Genomic DNA, 17,676 nt, shown 5'->3' on the forward strand with positions numbered 1-17,676 from the left:
ACCGCAGTAGGCCTGCCCACCACAATAAGTCTGCTCACCACAGTAGGCCTTCTCACCACAATAAAGTCTGCTCACCACAGCAAGCCTGCTCACCACAATAAGCCTGCTCACCGCAGTAGGCCCGCTCGACAGCACTCACCCGACAGTTCCGCTAGCGCTGGCTCGTCAGCACCGCCCCATCCCCCCATGCACCGCCCAGCGCGGTATACAGGTTCACCTCCGCCACCAGCTGCGCCAGCCGGTCCACGATCAATGCCTGTTGCGCGCTGAACAGCGAGCGCTGGGCATCGAGGAAGGTCAGGTTGCTGTCCACGCCGCTGCGATAGCGGTGTTGGGCCAAGTCGTAATACGCCTGGTTGGCGGCGACGAAGTCCCGTTGCGCGTTGAGTTGGTCGGTAAAGGTCTGCCGGGCCGCGAGGCCGTCGGCGACTTCCTGGAAGGCGGTCTGGATGGACTTTTCATACTGCGCCACGCCGATGTCTTTTTGCAGCTTGGCGTAGTCGAGGCTGGCGCGCAGGCTGCCGGCGTTGAAAATCGGCAGGTTGATTTGCGGCTGGAAGGTCCAACTGCCGGAGCCGCCCTTGAACAGCCCCGACAGTTCGGTGCTGGTGCTGCCGGCGTTGGCCGTAAGGCTTACCGACGGGAAGAATGCCGCACGGGCGGCGCCGATATTGGCGTTGGCCGCGCGCAACTGGTATTCGGCCTGAAGGATATCCGGGCGGCGTTGCAACAGGTCCGACGGCAGCCCGGCGGGCACGCGGGCTACCAGGTCATCCGCCAGAGGACGGGACGGCAGGGTTTGGTCCACCGGGCCGCCCACCAGCAGGGCCAGGTTGTTGAGGTCTTGCGCAACCTGGCGCTCATACCGTGCCACGCTGGCGCGGGTGCTTTCTACGCTGGTGCGCGCCTGCACCACGTCCAGGGCCGAGGCTTTGCCCGCCGATTTGCTGCGGCTGGTCAGGTGCAGGCTGTGGTCGTTGGCCGCCAGGGTTTGCTGGGCCAGGGCCAGCAGTTCCTGGTTGGCGCGCCAGGTGAGGTAGGCATTGGCAACGTTGGCCACCAGGCTCAATTGCGCACTGCGCCGTGCCTCTTCGGTGCCCAGGTAAGTGAGCATCGCCTGTTCGCTGAGGCTGCGCACGCGGCCGAAAAAATCCAGCTCATAAGCGCTGATGCCGAGGGTGGCGGAATAGGTGGACGTAATCGCCGGTTTACCGGTGCCGTTCACAGCCCCAGGCACACGCTGACGGGTGCCGGCACCTGTGGCGGACACCGCCGGGAACAGATCGGCCCGTTGGATGCGGTACTGCGCCTGGAAGGCCTCGACGTTCAGCGCCGCCACCCGCAGGTCACGGTTATTGACCAGCGCCTCGCGGATCAGCTGTTGCAGTGCGGGGTCATGGAACAACTGCTGCCAGTCCGAGGAGGGCGTCAGCGTGCCGGCCTGTGCCAGCGCATACACACCGCTCTGGGGGTACTGGCCAGGCGTCGGTGCTTCGGGCCGCTGGTACTCGGGGATCAGCGAGCAGCCACCCAGCACGAAGACCATGCCGGTGAGGGTGAGTTTTTTCATCAAGCGCCTACCATCCATTTGGCCAAACCATGCCGGCCACTCACACCCAGCTTGGCGGCGGCGCGCTTGAGGTAGGTCTCGATTGAGCTGTTTTTAACACTGAGTTTTTCCGCCAACTGCGGCACGGTGCCGCCGGTCAACAGCCCGAGGCACACCTCCTGCTCGCGGGCCGACAGGGTGATGTCTCCGAGAGAAAGGCGCTTATAGAACTCACGCTGCAATTGCGATTGCTCAAGCAGTGTATGGCCCGGCTCGGACTGGTCGTGCGGCGCCTGGCGCAGGATCTGGGCGTGGCGTTCGATCAGCGGCAGCAGCGTGTCCGACAGGCACTTGAGAAACGACAACTCGGCCAGGGAAAACCCGCGCTGGGTCGGCGGCCGGTAGAACGAAATCACGCAGCGCCGGTTACCCTGGCGCGACACGAGGTTGCACTGGTGCGAGGTGCCGCGCGGGTGTGCGCTGTTGGGTCTGGCGTTCATCTGGATCAGCAGTGGGTCCTGCATGCTGAGCATTTGCAGCAGCAGCGGGTGGTCATCCAACTGGCACACCGCCAGGGGCGGCGGCAAGTCCTGCTTCTGGCCGGCGCTGCCGAGCAGCTTGATATCGAGCACGCGATCGCGCAGCTCGTCGAGGGTCCACTCACTGAGGTCCACCAAGTGGATCGGCACCCATTTGCTGACCAGATGCAGCATATGGTCGGCAAACGCCTCATGGCCGCTGTGTGCAATCAATTCACCCATTTCAGCGAAGAAATTCGGGCTCTGTGTGTTACCCATGCTGCGCTTCAAACTCATAGCCATCTCATCCTTGATGTCGAAAACCGTCAACGAACTCCCTGGGCCTCTGGGGGGCGATCCGTTCCTCATGAACGAGAGTCGGCACTCGAGATTTTATTTAGCCAGGGGATTCTTCCTACGTATGTAGCGGAAACGAGGGACACAAACTGCCATAAAAACCACGTCATTAATTCGACGTTTCTGAGAGCTGTTTCCGACTAAGTGAACGGCTGAATCTTTTTGAATTTAACTTAAGCTACTGATTTAAAAAGAAAATATATTTATCGAGATGAGGTTGTAAAAAATCAGTAGCGACCGCGTATAGCCAATTTCCTACAGCTCTTTAATCGTTTCAGCTGTGAACCTTCAGTCAACTGAGATCCATCCATTTGAATGTCCGGGTTTAGGGTGACAGACAGCCCCAACCCCCCATGCTCAAATCCGGCAATTTCGCCGTAATGGGGCTCCCTGCGCGGCCAGTGCCTGACACCCATGAGAAGGATCTTATGCAGCAATTTTCCAGCCTGCCGGCCAGTTTTCCCCTCACCGCGGCCCAACAGGACATCTGGCTCGACCAACTGCGGATGGGCGATTCGCCGCTGTACAACATCGGCGGTTATGTCGACTTCGAAGGTGCAGTGGTGCCTGAATTGATTCAACGAGCTGTCGAGCAGTTGGTGGCCCGGCACGATGCGCTGCGCACTCAACTGCACAGCGACGACCACGGCTTGCCTCGACAAACCTTCGCCCCCGCGTTGTTGACCGAAGTGGCGCAGTACGATTTATCCGCATTGCCCGACCCGCAGGCCGCCAGCCAGGCCTTGATGCAGGCGCACATGGCGCGGCCTTATCAGAGGGAGGGCGCGCCGCTGTTCCACTTCTTCCTGGTCAAACTCGCCGACAACCACTACCGCCTCGGCACCCAGGCCCATCACGTGATCCTTGATGGCTGGGGTTTTGGCCAGATGCTGCAATCCCTGGCGCAGCTCTACACCGGCCTTGAACAAGGTCGTTCATCGGAGTCGGCGGCACCGTCCTATATCGACTTTATCGACGCCGACCAGCGCTACCGCAACTCGTCCCGCTTCGTCCGCGACCGCGCCTACTGGCTGGACAAATACCAGGTGCTGCCGGAACCGTTGCTCACGCCCAAGCACCTCGCCAACGCGACCAGCAACACCCTGGCGCAACCCTTTTCGGTTGCTTTGCTTGACCGCATGGAACAGGTGGCCAGCCGTTATCAGGCCTCGGCGTTTCATGTGCTGTTGGCGGCGATGTATGTGTACTTCACCCGCACCGCCCAGCGCCCGGATTGGGTGGTCGGGCTGCCGATTCTCAACCGCTCCAACGCGCGTTTTCGCGCCACCGTAGGGCTGTTTGCCCAAGTCAGTGCGGTGCGTTTTCAGTTCGATGAACAACTGCCGTTCGGCGCCTTGGTACGCGGCGTGCGCGACCAGCTCAAGCAGGATTTGCGTCACCAACGGTTTCCGTTGAGCGAGATGAACCGCGAACTGGGCCTGCGCCGTGCGGATCGCGCCCAACTGTTCGACCTGTCGGTGTCCTTCGAGCAGGACGACCATGAGCTGCGCTACGGCGCCACCCAGGCCCGCGCGATCAAGGTGTCCAACCACCATGAACCGCTGCCGATTGCCATCCACCTGCGCAGCAACCGCTGCCAGGGCACCGCGACGCTGCATTGCGTGTACAACGAGGCGTACTTCCAGCACGACGAGGTGCTCGCCTTGACCCAGCGCTTTACCGGGTTGCTGGAGCAAGGGCTGGATAACACCGAGTTGCCTGTCGGTGCGTTCTCCATGGTCACGCCCGCCGAACAGGCCCGACTGCACGAGTGGAACGCCACCGCACAGCCGATTGCGCAGCCGCACACCCTGCACGCACGCATCGAAGCCCAGGCCGTGCGCACGCCGGACGCAGTGGCTGCGATCTACCAGGGCCGTCAGTTGACCTATGCCCAACTCAATCAAAAAGCCAATGGATTGGCCCATCAACTGATTGAGCTGGGCGTGCAGCCCGATGATCGCGTGGCGGTTCTGGCCCGGCGCAGTTTGGACACGCTGGTGGGCCTGCTGGGGATTCTCAAAGCCGGCGCCTGCTACGTGCCGGTCGACCCGGCCCATCCCGCTGAGCGCTTGAGCTATCTGCTGCAAGACAGCGCGCCGGTGGCGGTGCTCACCCAGCACGATTTGCGGCATCGCCTGCCTGCCCTGGCGGTGCCGGTGGTTGAGTTGGACCGACCGACGCTGCAGGTGGGTGCCAACCCGCATGTTGCGGTCAAACCGTCGAACCTCGCCTACGTGATCTACACCTCCGGCTCCACCGGCTTGCCCAAGGGCGTGATGGTCGAACACCACAGCGTCTGCAACTTGGTGGACTGGCACTGCCAGGCCTTTAATCTGCAGGCGGGCAGCCACACCGCCAGCGTCGCCGGCTTCGGTTTTGACGCGATGGCGTGGGAAGTCTGGCCGGCGTTGTGCGTGGGGGCCACGTTGCACCTGCCACCGGCCCATGACGGTGCGGAAGACATCGACGCGCTGCTCGGTTGGTGGCGCGCGCAGCCGTTGGACGTGTGCTTCCTGCCGACCCCCGTGGCCGAATACGCCTTCAGCCAGCGTTTGGAGCATCCGACCCTGCGCACCTTGCTGATCGGCGGCGATCGCCTACGCAGCTTCACACGCGCACAAACCTTTGACGTGATCAACAACTACGGCCCCACCGAGGCCACCGTGGTTGCCACCTCCGGTCGCGTCGATGCGGGCCAGCTGTTGCACATCGGTGCGCCCGTCGCCAACGCGACCGTTTACCTGTTGGATGACCAGCAGCGCCCGGTGCCCATTGGCGTGGCGGGGGAGTTGTACGTTGGCGGTAAAGGCGTGGCGCGCGGTTACCTGAACCGCCCGGAACTGAGTGCCGAACGCTTTCTCGACAACCCCTTTGCGCCGGGCCGGATGTACCGCACCGGCGATCTTGCGCGCTGGCTGGCCGACGGTCAGCTTGAATACCTGGGCCGCAATGACGACCAGGTGAAAATCCGTGGCATGCGCATCGAGCTGGGGGAGATCGAATCGGCCCTGGCCACCCACGCGGACGTCCAGGAAGCCGTGGTGCAGTCTCGCGCCGGGCAATTGCTCGCCTGGTTTATCCCATGCCAGGCCGTCGACATCGAAACCCTGCGCACCCATCTGCAAAACTCATTACCGGACTACATGCTGCCAGCGGCCTACATTCCCCTGGACGTGTGGCCCCTGACCGCCAACGGCAAACTCGACCGCAAGGCACTGCCGGCGCCGACCCAGGCGGCATTCGTCACTCGACGGTTCGAAGCGCCGCGCGCCGGTGTGGAGACCGTCCTGGCGCAGCTTTGGGCCGAGCTGTTGCAGGTGCAGCACGTGGGCCGTCACGACCATTTCTTCGAACTGGGTGGGCACTCGTTGCTCGCGGTGCAATTGGTGCAACGCATGCGCCAGGCCGGTTTGCGCGCCGATGTGCAAGTGCTATTCGGCCAGCCGACGCTGGCGGCGTTGGCGGCGGTGAGTGAAGGCAGCGAAGTGCAAGTGCCGGCCAATCGCATCCCTGCTGACTGCCGCCACATCACCTCGGATTTACTGGCGCTGGCCGAGCTGGATCAAACCAGCCTGGACGGCATCGTCGCGGCTATTCCCGGGGGCGCGGCCAACGTGCAGGAAATCTACCCCCTGGCGCCGCTGCAGGAAGGTTTGCTCTACCACCACCTCACCGATGAGCACGACCCGTACCAGCAACAGGCACTGTTCAGCTTTGAACGGCGCGAGCAACTGGACGCCTTTGCCCAAGCCTTGCAACAGGTGATCGACCGCCACGATATTTTGCGCACCAGCCTGGCCTGGGAAGCCTTGGAGCAGCCGATGCAGGTGGTGTGGCGCGCGGCGCGCTTGCGTGTTGAACCGTGGCGTGAGGGTGATAGGCCTTTGGACTTGCGCCAGGCACCGTTGATGGCGCTGGACTATGCCGAAGCGCCCGCGGGTTGGGTCGCCCGATTGCGCTTTCATCACTTGGTGAACGACGCCACGTCTACCACGATTCTGATGCAGGAAATTCGCGCCCATCTGCTCGGCCAACAAGCGCAATTGCCGACGCCGGTGCCTTATCGCACGGTGGTGGCGCAGTCTCGTTCACCGGCGCGCCAGGCGGCCCATGAGGCGTTCTTTCGTGAGCTGTTGGGGGATGTGGACGAGCCTACGTTGGCCTTCGGCCTGCAGGAGCGCCAGGCCAATCGTAGCGACACCGAAGAAGCCCAGCGTGCCCTGAGTGATGACCTCAATCTGCGCTTGCGTGCTCAGGCCCGTAGTTTGGGCGTCAGTGCAGCCAGCCTGTTCCACCTGGCCTGGGCCCAGGTGCTCAGCCGCGTAGCGGGCCGTGATGATGGCGTGTTCGGCACCGTGTTGCTCGGCCGTTTTCAGGCAGGCGAGGGCGCCGACCGGGCCTTGGGCATGTTCATCAATACCCTACCATTGCGTCTGCATCTGGCCGGGCAAAACGTGGCGGACGCATTGCGCGACACCCATCGCCAACTCAGCGCCTTGCTCGCCCATGAGCAAGCTTCGCTGGCCTTGGCCCAGCGTTGCAGCAGCGCGACGCCGCTGTTCAACAGCCTGCTCAATTACCGTCATACCGATGCCGAGCGCGACCTCGTCCTCGTGCCGGGAATCGCTTTGGTCAGCGCCGAAGATATCCTCAGCTACCCGCTGATGCTCAGCGTGGACGACACCGCCAGCGGTTTTCATCTCAAGGCCAAGGCACCGCGCAAGGTCGGCGCCGAGCGAATCCTGGACTATCTGGAAACGACGCTGATCAACCTGGCGGATGCATTGGAAAATACACCGCAAGCACCGTTGCGGGACGTGCAGGTGCTGCCCGCCCGTGAAGTGCAGACACTGCTGTTGGACTTCAACGCCACCGCAACCGACTACCCCGAAACCCTTACCGTCCAGGCGCTTTTCGAGGCCCACGCTCGCCACATTCCGCACGCGGTGGCGGTGCAGGCCGGCGAGCAGCAACTGACGTATCGCGAACTCAACGAGCGCGCCAACCGGCTGGCTTTTTACCTGCGCGAGCGTGGCGTGCAGCCGGACTCCCGCGTGGCGCTGTGCGTCGAGCGCGGCCTGGACCTGGTGGTGGGGTTGCTCGCCATCCTCAAGGCCGGTGGCGCCTATGTGCCGCTGGACCCCGGTTACCCCCGCGAACGCCTGGCCTATATGCTCCAAGACAGCCAACCGGTGGCGCTGCTGGTGCACGCGGCCACCCGCGACTTGCCGGGTGAAGTCGCCATCCCGGTGATCGACTTTGACCACTGTGCCTGGAGCCACGCGCCGGAGGGCAACCCATCGGTGCCGGGGCTGAGCGTCGCCAACCTGGCCTACGTGATGTACACCTCCGGCTCCACCGGCACGCCCAAAGGCGTGATGATCGAACATCGCGGCCTGGGCAACCTGATGCACTGGGGCTCGCAACTGTGCCCTAACGCCGAGGGCGGAGCGCTGTTGCAGCGGGCGCCGTTCAGCTTCGACGGATCGGTCTGGGAGCTGTTCTGGCCGCTGGCCAATGGCATGCGATTGGTTCTGGCGCGGCCCGATGGTCATCGTGAGCCGGCCTACCTGGCGCAAGTGATTCGCGAGCAACAGATCACCGTGATCAAATTCGTACCGGCGATGTTGCAGCAGTTCCTTGAGTTGGAAGAATCCGCCCTGTGCACCAGCCTCACCGATGTGCTGTGTGGCGGCGGCGAGCTCACCGAAGCCCTGGCCCGTGGCGTGCAGGCGCGCTTGCCCAAGGTGCGCCTGCACAACGTCTATGGCCCCACCGAAGCCACCGTAGACAGCAGCGCCTGGACCCTGGAGCCCGGCGCGCCAGTACCCGCGCTGCAATTGCCCATCGGCCGTGCGATCAACAACACGCGCCTGTACGTGCTGGATGCACACGACGCGCCGGTGCCCATGGGCGTCAGCGGCCAGTTGCATATCGGCGGTGTCGGCGTGGCCCGTGGGTATCTGGGGTTGGAGCAGATGACGGCCGAGCGCTTTATCGACAGCCCGTTTGTACAAGGGGATCGGCTGTACCGCACCGGCGACCTGGTGCGCTACCTGCCGGACGGCAACCTGGAATTCCTTGGGCGTAACGACTTCCAGGTCAAGCTGCGCGGCGTCCGTTTGGAACTGGGGGAAATCGAATCGTGCCTGTTGGCACATCCGGCGCTGCGTGAGGTGGCGGTGTTGATTCGTGATGAGCGTCTGCTTGCCTACTTCACCGTGCGCGGCCCGGCGCCGAGCCTGGAAGACTTACGCACCCATGTGCTGGCGCAGTTGCCGGAATACATGGTGCCGTCGGCTTTCGTACAGCTTGATGAACTACCGCTCAACCCCGCCGGCAAACTCGACCGCAAGGCCCTGCCAGAACCAGGGCTGGAGGCGGTGCTCAGCCGCGCCTATGAAGCGCCCCAGGGCGAAGTGGAAACCTTGATGGCCGGGATCTGGGCGCAGGTGCTCAAGCTGGAGCGGGTAGGGCGCCACGACCACTTCTTCGAACTGGGCGGGCATTCGTTATTGGCCGTGAACCTGGTGGCGCGCCTGCGCAAAGCGGGGTTGGAGGTGGATGCGCGGACGTTGTTCAGCCAGCCGACGCTGGCGCAGTTGGCTGCGTGCACGGTGGCGCAGGTGGTGAAGGTGGAGGTGCCGCAGACGGCGATTCCGCAGCTTGGTCGTCGGCGTCGGATCTGAAAAAGCCGCTTGCCCATGTTGATCCTTAGTGAGGCTCAGGGATAAACGCTACGCTGCCCTCTTCACGCCTCTGAAACAGCCGCTCGCCATTGTCCGGCTGGGTGGTGATCCGCTGATGGTCGGCACCCAGATAAGCCAGCGGCGTCGGATCATCCTTGGAAAACTGCGCGACGATGATCGTACGTTGCGGGTCAAAGGCCTGGCCGCTGGTTTTTTCCAGCCAGGCCATCAACGCGGCGCTGTCGCCCTGGCGGGGGAAGTCCTGGGTCTCGGCGATGTAGTAGAACGGCTTTCCGCCATTTTGAAGGTACATCGGCAGTTTGTTATCGACCTCTATCAGCACCATCTGCCATTGATTCCAAGGCGCGGTTTTGCGCGCTTGGGCTTGCACATCCTCGGCGAAGCGGGTCACGCCGCCGTTGCCGTTGGACCAGGGATAGGCCACGCCGAGTATCAACAGCATGAGTGCGGCCGCGATCCCCAAACCCTTCTGCCAGCGCGGCCAGCCGGCGGGCTTTTTCAGCACGCGCTCACTTACCCACCACGCCGCCAGCAACTGGGCAAATGGCACCAGCGGCAGCACGTAGTAGCTGCGCCGGCTGCCGCTGGCGGTGAAGAACACAAACAACAGGCCCAGGCCCCATACCAGCCAGCGCACGTTCGGCGGGGTATGGCGCCAGTGGCGCACCGCCAGCCACAGACCGAGCAGCCAACACGGCGTCCAGGGCAGGGTGTAGGCGGGCAGGTAGATCAGGTAGGTGTAGATCGGCCCCATATGGTCGAACGGGTCGAAGAAACGCACTACGTTTTCCCGAAACACCAACGCCAGGCCGCTCTCGCCATAGGTCGGTGCGCCGTAGAAGTGCGACAGCACGAACGGCACGGCATACACCGCTGCGGCGATCAGCACGGCCAGCACCAGGCGTAGGTTGAGGTGGCGCTTGTAGCGCTGTTCGCTGAGCAGGTGCGGCAGCAGCACCAGGCCGGGCAGTACAAAACCGATCAGGCCCTTGAGCAGCGACGTCAGGGCCAGTAACAGGAAAAACACCGTGTAGCGCCACAGGCGTGTGTCGTCGGGGCCACGCCAATACCAGGCGACTGCCGCCAGCACGCCGCACACGGTGAGCACATCCGCTGTGGCCACGCGGGCCCAGAACAGGAAGTAGAACGTGGTGGCGAGCATCCAGCCGGCGATCAGCCCCGTGCCCTTGCGGAACAGGCGTTCGCCGATCACGTACACCAGCCACACACTCAACCACGCGCCGATGACCGATGGCAGGCGCAACGACCAGGGGCCGAGGCCCCCCATCAGGTGGGCCGCACCGGTGATCAGCCAGTAGGAGGGCAGGGGTTTGTCGTAATACGGCACGCCCTTGAGATACGGATCAAAATAGTCACCGCTCTGCAGCATCTGCAAGGCGATGTTCGCCCAGCGGGTTTCCGCGCCCCACAGGTCGCGCGCGCCCAGGCCGGTGAGCAGCAGCAGGGCCGAGACGCCCAGTAACAGCAGCAGGGCGCCGCGGTCAGTCTTGAAATACCCCAGCATCATGGCGCCTGCGGGTAGAGGATAAGTTCCAGGAAGCCCTTGTGATAGCGTTTGCCTCCGGGTGGCAATTGCCCGGCCTCGCGCATTTCACTGGTGCTGTTGACCCGCAGCAGCACGCCTACGGAGCCGTGCTGGCGCGCCTCTTTGAGCCAGTCCTGAACCTGTTCCAGCTCCACTTTACGTGTTACCGAGCCGGCGTATTGCAAGCCGTAGCGCAACTCGCCTTCGGTGTCATACAGCGCCACGTCGGCGCGTTTCAAGCGCCAGGCCAATGCGCTGGCACTCCCCAGTTCATTGCTCAGCAGTGTATTGGTTTGCTGCAACTCATCCAGGTGCTCCAACACGAATTGGTCGGGCATTTCGTTATCTGCGATATAGGCTGGCATGCTCGACGGCAGCATTACCACCAGCAGGCCAATGCCCAAGGCCGGCATTGCCCACAGCGTCAGTGGCCGTATGCTTTGCAACAGGTTGGTGAGGATCCATCCCAGTAGCACGATAAACGCCAGCGACAGGCTGAACATCTCTGCATGGCTGTTGCTGTACAGCGGCCTGGCGACTTGCAGGTAGATCAGGCTGACCATCGCGGCCATGCCGATGACGAAGTTGAACAGGCCATTGAGGCGTAGTGTGCGGGTTTTGCCTTGGCTGACCAGGTCGCTCAAGGTATGCCCCATCAGCAACGCCAGGGGCAGCAGGCACGGCATGATGTAGGTCGGCAGTTTGCCGTTGCTCAGGCTGAATAAGCCCAGCGGGAGCAGCAACCACAGGGCCAGGAAGGCGATCGCCGGCTGGCGTTTTTGTTTCCAGGCCTGGTGCAGGGTGTTGGGCAGAAGCCCGGTCCACGGCAAGCAGGCCACCGCCATGATTGGCAGGAAAAACCACCATGGCCGCACATGTTGGGCGTCGTCGGCGCTGAATCGGCGGATGTGTTCATTCCAGAAAAAGAAGCGCCAGAAATCCGGTTCCTGGTTGTGGATCGCCAGCACCCAGGGCAAGCACACCAGCACGGCCACGCCGATGGCCAGCGGGCCATACCGCAGCAGCTCGCCCAGGCGCCGTTGCCAAAGCATATAGGGCAGGACGATCAGCACTGGCAGCGCCCACGCCAGGAAACCCTTGGTCATGAACCCCATGGCACACGCAAATCCCAACACGGCCCAGGCACCCAGACGGCTGCGCAGGGTGTGGCTGTCGAGGGCAAACCACAGCGCCACCAGGCTCAGGTTGACCCACAAGGTGAATTGCGGATCGAGGTTGGAGTACCCCGCTTGCCCGGCCACCAGGCCAAAACTCAGGTAGAGCAGGGCGCAGGCGAAAGACTTGCGTGGGTCGTTCCACAGGCGCCGGGCGATCAGGTACGCCAGCAGCACGCTCAATCCGGTGGTCAAGGCCGAGGCGATGCGTACACCGAACAGGTTCTGGCCAAACACCGCCTGGCCCAGGGCGATCAGCCAGTAACCGGCGGACGGTTTTTCGAAATAACGGATACCCATGAAGTGCGGCGCCACCCAGTTTCCGCTTTGAAGCATCTCCTGGCTGATCTGGGCGTAACGGGTTTCATCCGGTATCCACAAACCATGCAGGCCCAGTGGTAATAGATAAAACGCGACGAAGGCCAGTAATAAAACCGGCAGGGGTTTAAAGCGGGTCATGACAACGTCGCTCCTTGACGTCTGGTGGTGGTTTTTTCAACTAATGAAGTAAAGGCGAAAGTCGTCACAGCGTTCACTGAATAACGGGAAATAGTCATAACGACCTTAAAAAAGGGCGCAACTAAACATGCCCGAATAGGGCTGTCTTTTTGCTGAACATAAGCCGTAGTGGCAGGAAGGGAATGCGTTAGATTTGTTTGAGCGCGGCCGGCCAATCCTGGTTTTTCATGATGCCCAGGGCCTTGAACTTGCCGTTGGCCAGCACCTGCACGAATAGCGCGCTGCCGTACTCGGAAAACTTGGCGTGGGGGAAGCCCAGGGTGGTTTCGAAGTCAGCAATGCAGCCGCTGTGAGTGACGAAGACGAGGTTGCGTCCGGCCTGTTTGTGGCTTAGCAACTCTTCGCCCATGGCCTTGCCGCAGACGGCTTGTTCGCTGGCGGTCATCTCGGTTTTGCCGAACATGAAGCGCGAGGTCTGGGCGGTGCGAATGGCGGGGCTGGAGAGTACGTCGGTGCCGTCCATGCCCAGTGATTTAAAGGCTTTGCCCATGTTTTCCGCGTGCTGGCTGCCATTAATCGTCACGCCTTCCACCGGGCCCAGGCAAGGGTTGCTCGAACGGTCGCAGCGCTCTTCATGACGCACCAGCACGATCAGATCGCCGTCGCGCCACAGTGGCAGCACCTCGGACGTCAGCAGACGATTGCCTACGCCCAGATCCCGTGGCGAGGTCGGCCAGAACAGCGCGCAAGTGAGCAGCGCTCCGACCACGGCAAGCCCGAGCCAAAGCGGTTTGAGGCGCTTGAGAAAGGCCCGGCGCGAGCGTGGTTTAATCAGGGTAATGTCAACCACTTCATTCACCTTGGACGCTGTTGGCAATCTTGTATTAGTTAGGCGCAACGTGTTGGCGAATAGCCGCAGTGGAGCAGAAGGCTGTCACAGGGCTGCTGTCTTTTCGCTGAACATGCTGCGGTTAAAAGTTGCCAGGGTTGGCAACTAAGAAGTTGCCGACGAGTGACGCTTGGCCGGTAATTTAAAGTGCGGTGGGTCGGTGGCCGGTGAAAAGCATGTGAAAAATTTGCGTGGCCTCGATCCCCAACCGTTATTCTCGATGGCCACCCCTCCGATGAGTGTTCCCATGCTGCAGGCGCAAGGTGTCTTCAAAAGCTATGCCACCCCTCAAGGCCCGTTGGCGGTGTTGGCAGGTGTGGATTTGCACCTGGCCGCACGTAGCAGCCTGGCGTTGATGGGCGAGTCGGGCAGTGGCAAAAGCACCTTGTTGCACTTGGTGGCCGGGCTTGATCGGTTGGATCGCGGCAGTATTCAAGTGGGTGGGCAGCGCCTCGACCAGATGAGCGAGGCGCAACTGGCTCACTGGCGGCGCACTGAAATTGGCCTGGTGTTCCAGCAGTTCAACCTCATTGGCAGTTTGCGCGTCGACGACAACCTGGCGTTCCAGGCCCGGCTGGCGGGGCGCTTTGATCCGCTCTGGCAGGCGCAGTTGGTGGAACGCCTGGGCCTGGGCGACTTGCTCAAGCGCTATCCGGAACAGCTCTCGGGCGGCCAACAACAGCGGGTCGCGGTAGGGCGTGCCTTGGCGTCGCGGCCAGGCTTGCTGTTGGCTGACGAACCCACCGGCAACCTCGACGAAGCCACCAGCGACGAGGTGTTGCAACTGATGCTGGACCTGTTGCGCGACAGCCCCACCAGCTTGTTGATGGTCACCCACAGCCCCCGTATCGCCGCACGGCTGGACCAGCAGGTGGTGTTGCATCACGGCCGCGTCCTGCCTGCGGATGCTCGCTGAAATGGCGGTGTTTTATTGGACACTGCGCGCGTTGCTCAGCCATTGGCGGCGCCACCCGGTGCAGTTTTTCAGTGTGCTCACCGGCTTGTGGCTGGCCACCGCACTCTTGACCGGCGTGCAGGCCCTCAACAGTCAGGCGCGCGACAGCTATGCCCGCGCCAGCCAGTTGATCGGCGGCGAACCCCAAGCCAGTCTCAGTGCGCCGGACGCTGCCAGTTTCCCGCAAACGCTGTTTGCCGAACTGCGCCGCGCTGGTTGGCCGGTGTCGCCGGTGGTGCAGGGGCGGTTGCAGCTCAAGGGGCATGAGGACGTGCGACTGCAATTGATGGGCCTCGACCCGCTGTCGTTGCCCGGCAGCGGCGCGGTAGCGGGGCAGCGCTTGAGCCAGGCGCAGATGCTCGCCTTCTTTGACCCTCCGGGGCGTACCTGGATCGCGCCGCAAACCTTGCAGGCCCTGGGGCTGCACGAAGGGCAGCAACCCCTGACGCTGAACGGGCAACGCCTGCCGCCGCTGCAAGCCCAGCCGGACATGGCGCCCGGGCTGTTACTGACCGATATCGGCTTTGCTCAACCTTTGCTTGAGATGCCTGGGCAGCTGTCGCGGCTGCTGCTGGACAAGGCCTTCGCCGCCAGCCATCCCACGCCTCCCGCAGGGCTGCAACTCAGGCAGGGCGAGGATAGCAACTTGGCGCGCCTCACCGAAAGCTTCCACCTGAACCTTGATGCGCTGGGCTTCCTGTCCTTTGTGGTGGGGCTGTTTATTGTGCACGCCGCCATCGGCCTGGCCTTGGAGCAACGCCGCGGACTGCTGCGCACCTTGCGTGCCTGTGGGGTCAGTGCGCGTTTGTTGATCCTCGGGCTTGGGGTGGAATTGGGCGCGCTGTCGCTGCTGGGCGGCGTGCTCGGCGTCGCCAGCGGATACCTTCTGGCCAGCCTGCTGCTGCCGGATGTGGCTGCCAGCCTGCGCGGGTTATATGGCGCCGAAGTGCCGGGACAGTTGAGCCTGAGTCCATGGTGGTGGCTGGCGGGGTTGGGCTTGAGCCTGTTGGGTGCCTTACTGGCCGGTGCCAGCAGCGTGTGGCGGGCGGCGCGCTTGCCGTTGCTGGCGCTGGCCAACGCCCAGGCCTGGCACGAGGCCCATGGTCGCTGGTTACGGCGTCAGGGCTGGGTCGCCGGAACGGCATTGCTGATCGCGCTGTTGGCGCTTTGGCTGGGCGACAGCTTGGCGGCGGGGTTTGTATTGATGGCGACCTTACTGCTCGGCGCGGCCTTGGGCTTGCCGGTATTGCTCAACGGGCTGCTCAAGGCCGTGTTGGGGCGCAGCCGTTCAGTGCTTGGCCAGTGGTTTCTTGCCGATTGCCGCCAACAACTGCCGGCTTTGAGCCTGGCACTGATGGCGCTGCTACTGGCCCTGGCCGCGAATATCGGCGCGGGCTCCATGACCTCGGGCTTTCGCCACACCTTCAATCATTGGCTGGAACAACGCCTCACTGCCGAGCTGTACCTCAACCCGCAAACCCCGGCCCAGGCGGATCAGCTCAGCACCTGGCTGGCGCACCAACCTTTGGTGCAGAGGGTGTTGCCTACCTGGCAGATCGCCGTGCAAGTGCAGGGCTGGCCAGCGGATCTATTCGGGGTGGTCGACGATCCGACCTATCGCGAGCACTGGCCCTTGTTGGACGCTGCCGATGCACCTTGGGACCGGTTGCAGGGTGACGACACCTTGATGCTCAGCGAGCAGTTGGCGCGCAGGCTTTCAGTCAGGCTCGGAGATTCGATTGATATCCCCACGCCTCAAGGCGTCTGGTCACCCAAGGTGGTGGGGATTTACGCGGATTACGGCAATCCCAAGGGGCATATCCTGGTCAATTCCGAACACCTGCTGGCGCACTGGCCGACGCTCTCACCCGCGCGCTTCAACCTGCGCGTCGCGCCGTCTGATGTAGCGCCACTGGTGCGAGAAGTGCAGCGCGCATTTGCCCTGGACGACAGCCGCATCGTCGATCAACAGCAACTCAAGGGCTGGTCGAGCCAGGTGTTCGAACGCACCTTCGCCGCGACTGCGGCCCTCAACAGCCTGACCTTGGGCGTGGCTGGCGTAGCGCTGTTCATTAGCCTGCTGACCCAGAGCCAGAGCCGCCTCGGCCAACTCGCACCGCTGTGGGCGCTGGGCGTGACACGTCGACAATTGATGTTGCTGAACCTGGGCCAGACCTGGCTGCTGGCGGTGCTCACCCTGATGTTGGCGTTGCCGCTGGGAGTGTTGTTGGCATGGTGCCTGGACGCGGTGATCAACGTGCAGGCCTTTGGTTGGCGGCTGCCGCTGCAGGTGTTCCCGTGGCAGCTCGCACAATTGCTTGGGCTGGCGATGCTCGCCACATTGTTGGCATCGGCCTGGCCGTTGTGGCAGCTGTACCGCAGCCGTCCGGCGGATTTGCTGAGGACCTTCGCCCATGAAGATTAAGGCGTTGATGTGCGCGTTATTGCTGCTGGCGGCTTGTGACAAAGCCCCCGCGCCCCAAGAGAGCTTTGCAGGCCTGGGCAGCGATGCGGCGGACTTTGCCCAAGTGCTGCCCGGCAAGGTGTTCAGCTTTCCCGAGGACCATGGCCCCCATGACGGTTTTCGCATCGAGTGGTGGTACGTCACCGCCAATCTGAAGGACGCCCAAGGCAATGTGTTCGGCGTGCAATGGACGCTATTTCGCAACGCCTTGAAAGCCGGGCCGACCCAGGCCGGCTGGCGGGATTCGACGGTGTGGCTCGGCCATGCCGCCGTCACCTCCGCCAACCGCCACTACGCCGCCGAACGGCTGGCCCGTGGCGGCGTTGGCCAGGCCGGTGCCCAGGCAGCGCCGTTCAATGCGTGGATTGACGATTGGAACTTTGCCAGCCGTCCTGGCGCGGCCAGTGCATTGGCGGATATGCAACTCAAGGCCAGCGCAGAGCACTTCGCCTACGACTTGCGGCTGACCTCCAGCCGTCCATTGGTGTTGCAAGGTGACAACGGCTACAGCCGTAAATCCGACCAGGGCCAGGCGTCGTATTACTACAGCCAGCCGTTCTTCACCGCCAATGGCAGCGTCAGCATTGATGGCACAACCTATCAAGTCACTGGCCCGGCGTGGCTCGACCGCGAATGGAGCAGCCAACCACTGAGCGCCAGCCAGACTGGTTGGGACTGGTTCTCCCTGCACCTCGACCGGGGCGCGCAACTGATGCTGTTTCGCGTACGCCAGAAGGACGGCGGCGGTTATCTCACCGGCACCTGGATGGACGCCCAGGGACGTACAGAGACCTTGCATAACGCTGACTTCCAGCTGACACCGCTGGAAACCACGGCCATCGATGGGCGCAACCTGCCGACGCGCTGGTCGCTGAAAATACCTGGCAAACAGCTGGATATCACCACTGAAGCCGTCAACCCGAACGCCTGGATGAACCTGAGCATTCCGTATTGGGAAGGGCCGGTGAGGTTTGACGGGGGCGTGGGCTACCTGGAAATGACCGGGTATTGAGGGTACTTCCGTAAGGGCTTGTCCGCGTTGCCGTAGGTA

General features: G+C 62.9%; 9 protein-coding genes. 4 read left to right on the plus strand and 5 right to left on the minus strand.

What is annotated here, in order from left to right; translation table 11 throughout:
- Positions 1 to 151: 151 nt before the first annotated feature.
- Together adeC and AOA61_RS00995 are read right to left on the minus strand one after the other, a co-directional pair.
- Entirely contained in the window at positions 152 to 1,570 is a 1,419-nt protein-coding gene (adeC, locus tag AOA61_RS00990; protein ID WP_143521161.1) for an AdeC/AdeK/OprM family multidrug efflux complex outer membrane factor, read from the minus strand.
- Complete coding sequence (locus AOA61_RS00995) at positions 1,570 to 2,364, minus strand: helix-turn-helix transcriptional regulator (protein WP_032887288.1); 795 nt, start codon at positions 2,362 to 2,364, stop codon at positions 1,570 to 1,572. Before AOA61_RS00995 ends, adeC begins: the two co-directional genes overlap by 1 nt.
- 488 nt (positions 2,365 to 2,852) lie before the next feature.
- Here AOA61_RS00995 and AOA61_RS01000 point away from each other — a divergent pair, with 488 nt between their 5' ends.
- A complete protein-coding gene (locus tag AOA61_RS01000) occupies positions 2,853 to 9,116 on the plus strand; it encodes a non-ribosomal peptide synthetase (RefSeq protein WP_099600924.1) in 6,264 nt (2,087 codons plus the stop codon).
- Between the two features lie 25 nt (positions 9,117 to 9,141).
- Here AOA61_RS01000 and AOA61_RS01005 read toward each other — a convergent pair whose 3' ends face one another.
- From AOA61_RS01005 to AOA61_RS01015, 3 genes are all read right to left on the minus strand, one after another.
- Positions 9,142 to 10,659, minus strand: a complete 1,518-nt coding sequence (locus tag AOA61_RS01005; protein WP_099600945.1) for a glycosyltransferase family 39 protein — start codon at positions 10,657 to 10,659, stop codon at positions 9,142 to 9,144.
- A gap of 2 nt (positions 10,660 to 10,661) precedes the next feature.
- Entirely contained in the window at positions 10,662 to 12,317 is a 1,656-nt protein-coding gene (gene arnT, locus AOA61_RS01010; RefSeq protein ID WP_099600925.1) for a lipid IV(A) 4-amino-4-deoxy-L-arabinosyltransferase, read from the minus strand.
- Positions 12,318 to 12,504: 187 nt separating this feature from the next.
- The gene (locus AOA61_RS01015; protein ID WP_241150126.1) at positions 12,505 to 13,176 is read right to left on the minus strand and encodes a histidine phosphatase family protein; all 672 of its coding nucleotides are present in this window, start codon (positions 13,174 to 13,176) and stop codon (positions 12,505 to 12,507) included.
- A 277-nt stretch (positions 13,177 to 13,453) separates the two neighbouring features.
- Between AOA61_RS01015 and AOA61_RS01020 the strand changes: the two genes are divergently transcribed.
- Genes AOA61_RS01020 through AOA61_RS01030 form a run of 3 tightly spaced genes read left to right on the plus strand, consistent with a single transcriptional unit; the run spans position 13,454 to position 17,637 of the window.
- A complete protein-coding gene (locus AOA61_RS01020; RefSeq protein WP_099600927.1) occupies positions 13,454 to 14,122 on the plus strand; it encodes an ABC transporter ATP-binding protein in 669 nt (222 codons plus the stop codon).
- A gap of 1 nt (position 14,123) precedes the next feature.
- A complete protein-coding gene (locus AOA61_RS01025) occupies positions 14,124 to 16,586 on the plus strand; it encodes an FtsX-like permease family protein (RefSeq protein WP_099600946.1) in 2,463 nt (820 codons plus the stop codon).
- Positions 16,576 to 17,637, plus strand: coding sequence for a lipocalin-like domain-containing protein (locus tag AOA61_RS01030; RefSeq protein ID WP_099600928.1), 1,062 nt, complete (start codon positions 16,576 to 16,578; stop codon positions 17,635 to 17,637). The genes AOA61_RS01025 and AOA61_RS01030 overlap by 11 nt, the downstream gene beginning before the upstream one ends.
- The last annotated feature ends 39 nt before the right edge of the window (positions 17,638 to 17,676 follow it).

Source organism: Pseudomonas sp. 2995-1 (assembly GCF_002742505.1).
GTDB lineage: Bacteria > Pseudomonadota > Gammaproteobacteria > Pseudomonadales > Pseudomonadaceae > Aquipseudomonas > Aquipseudomonas sivasensis.

What these genes read in the sequence shown, in the direction of transcription:
- AOA61_RS00995 (WP_032887288.1), bottom strand. Translation starts at nt 2,364, where the DNA reads ATGAGTTTGAAGCGCAGCATGGGTAACACACAGAGCCCGAATTTCTTC.
- adeC (WP_143521161.1), bottom strand. Translation starts at nt 1,570, where the DNA reads ATGAAAAAACTCACCCTCACCGGCATGGTCTTCGTGCTGGGTGGCTGC.
- AOA61_RS01000 (WP_099600924.1), top strand. Translation starts at nt 2,853, where the DNA reads ATGCAGCAATTTTCCAGCCTGCCGGCCAGTTTTCCCCTCACCGCGGCC.
- AOA61_RS01020 (WP_099600927.1), top strand. Translation starts at nt 13,454, where the DNA reads ATGCTGCAGGCGCAAGGTGTCTTCAAAAGCTATGCCACCCCTCAAGGC.
- arnT (WP_099600925.1), bottom strand. Translation starts at nt 12,317, where the DNA reads ATGACCCGCTTTAAACCCCTGCCGGTTTTATTACTGGCCTTCGTCGCG.
- AOA61_RS01025 (WP_099600946.1), top strand. Translation starts at nt 14,124, where the DNA reads ATGGCGGTGTTTTATTGGACACTGCGCGCGTTGCTCAGCCATTGGCGG.
- AOA61_RS01030 (WP_099600928.1), top strand. Translation starts at nt 16,576, where the DNA reads ATGAAGATTAAGGCGTTGATGTGCGCGTTATTGCTGCTGGCGGCTTGT.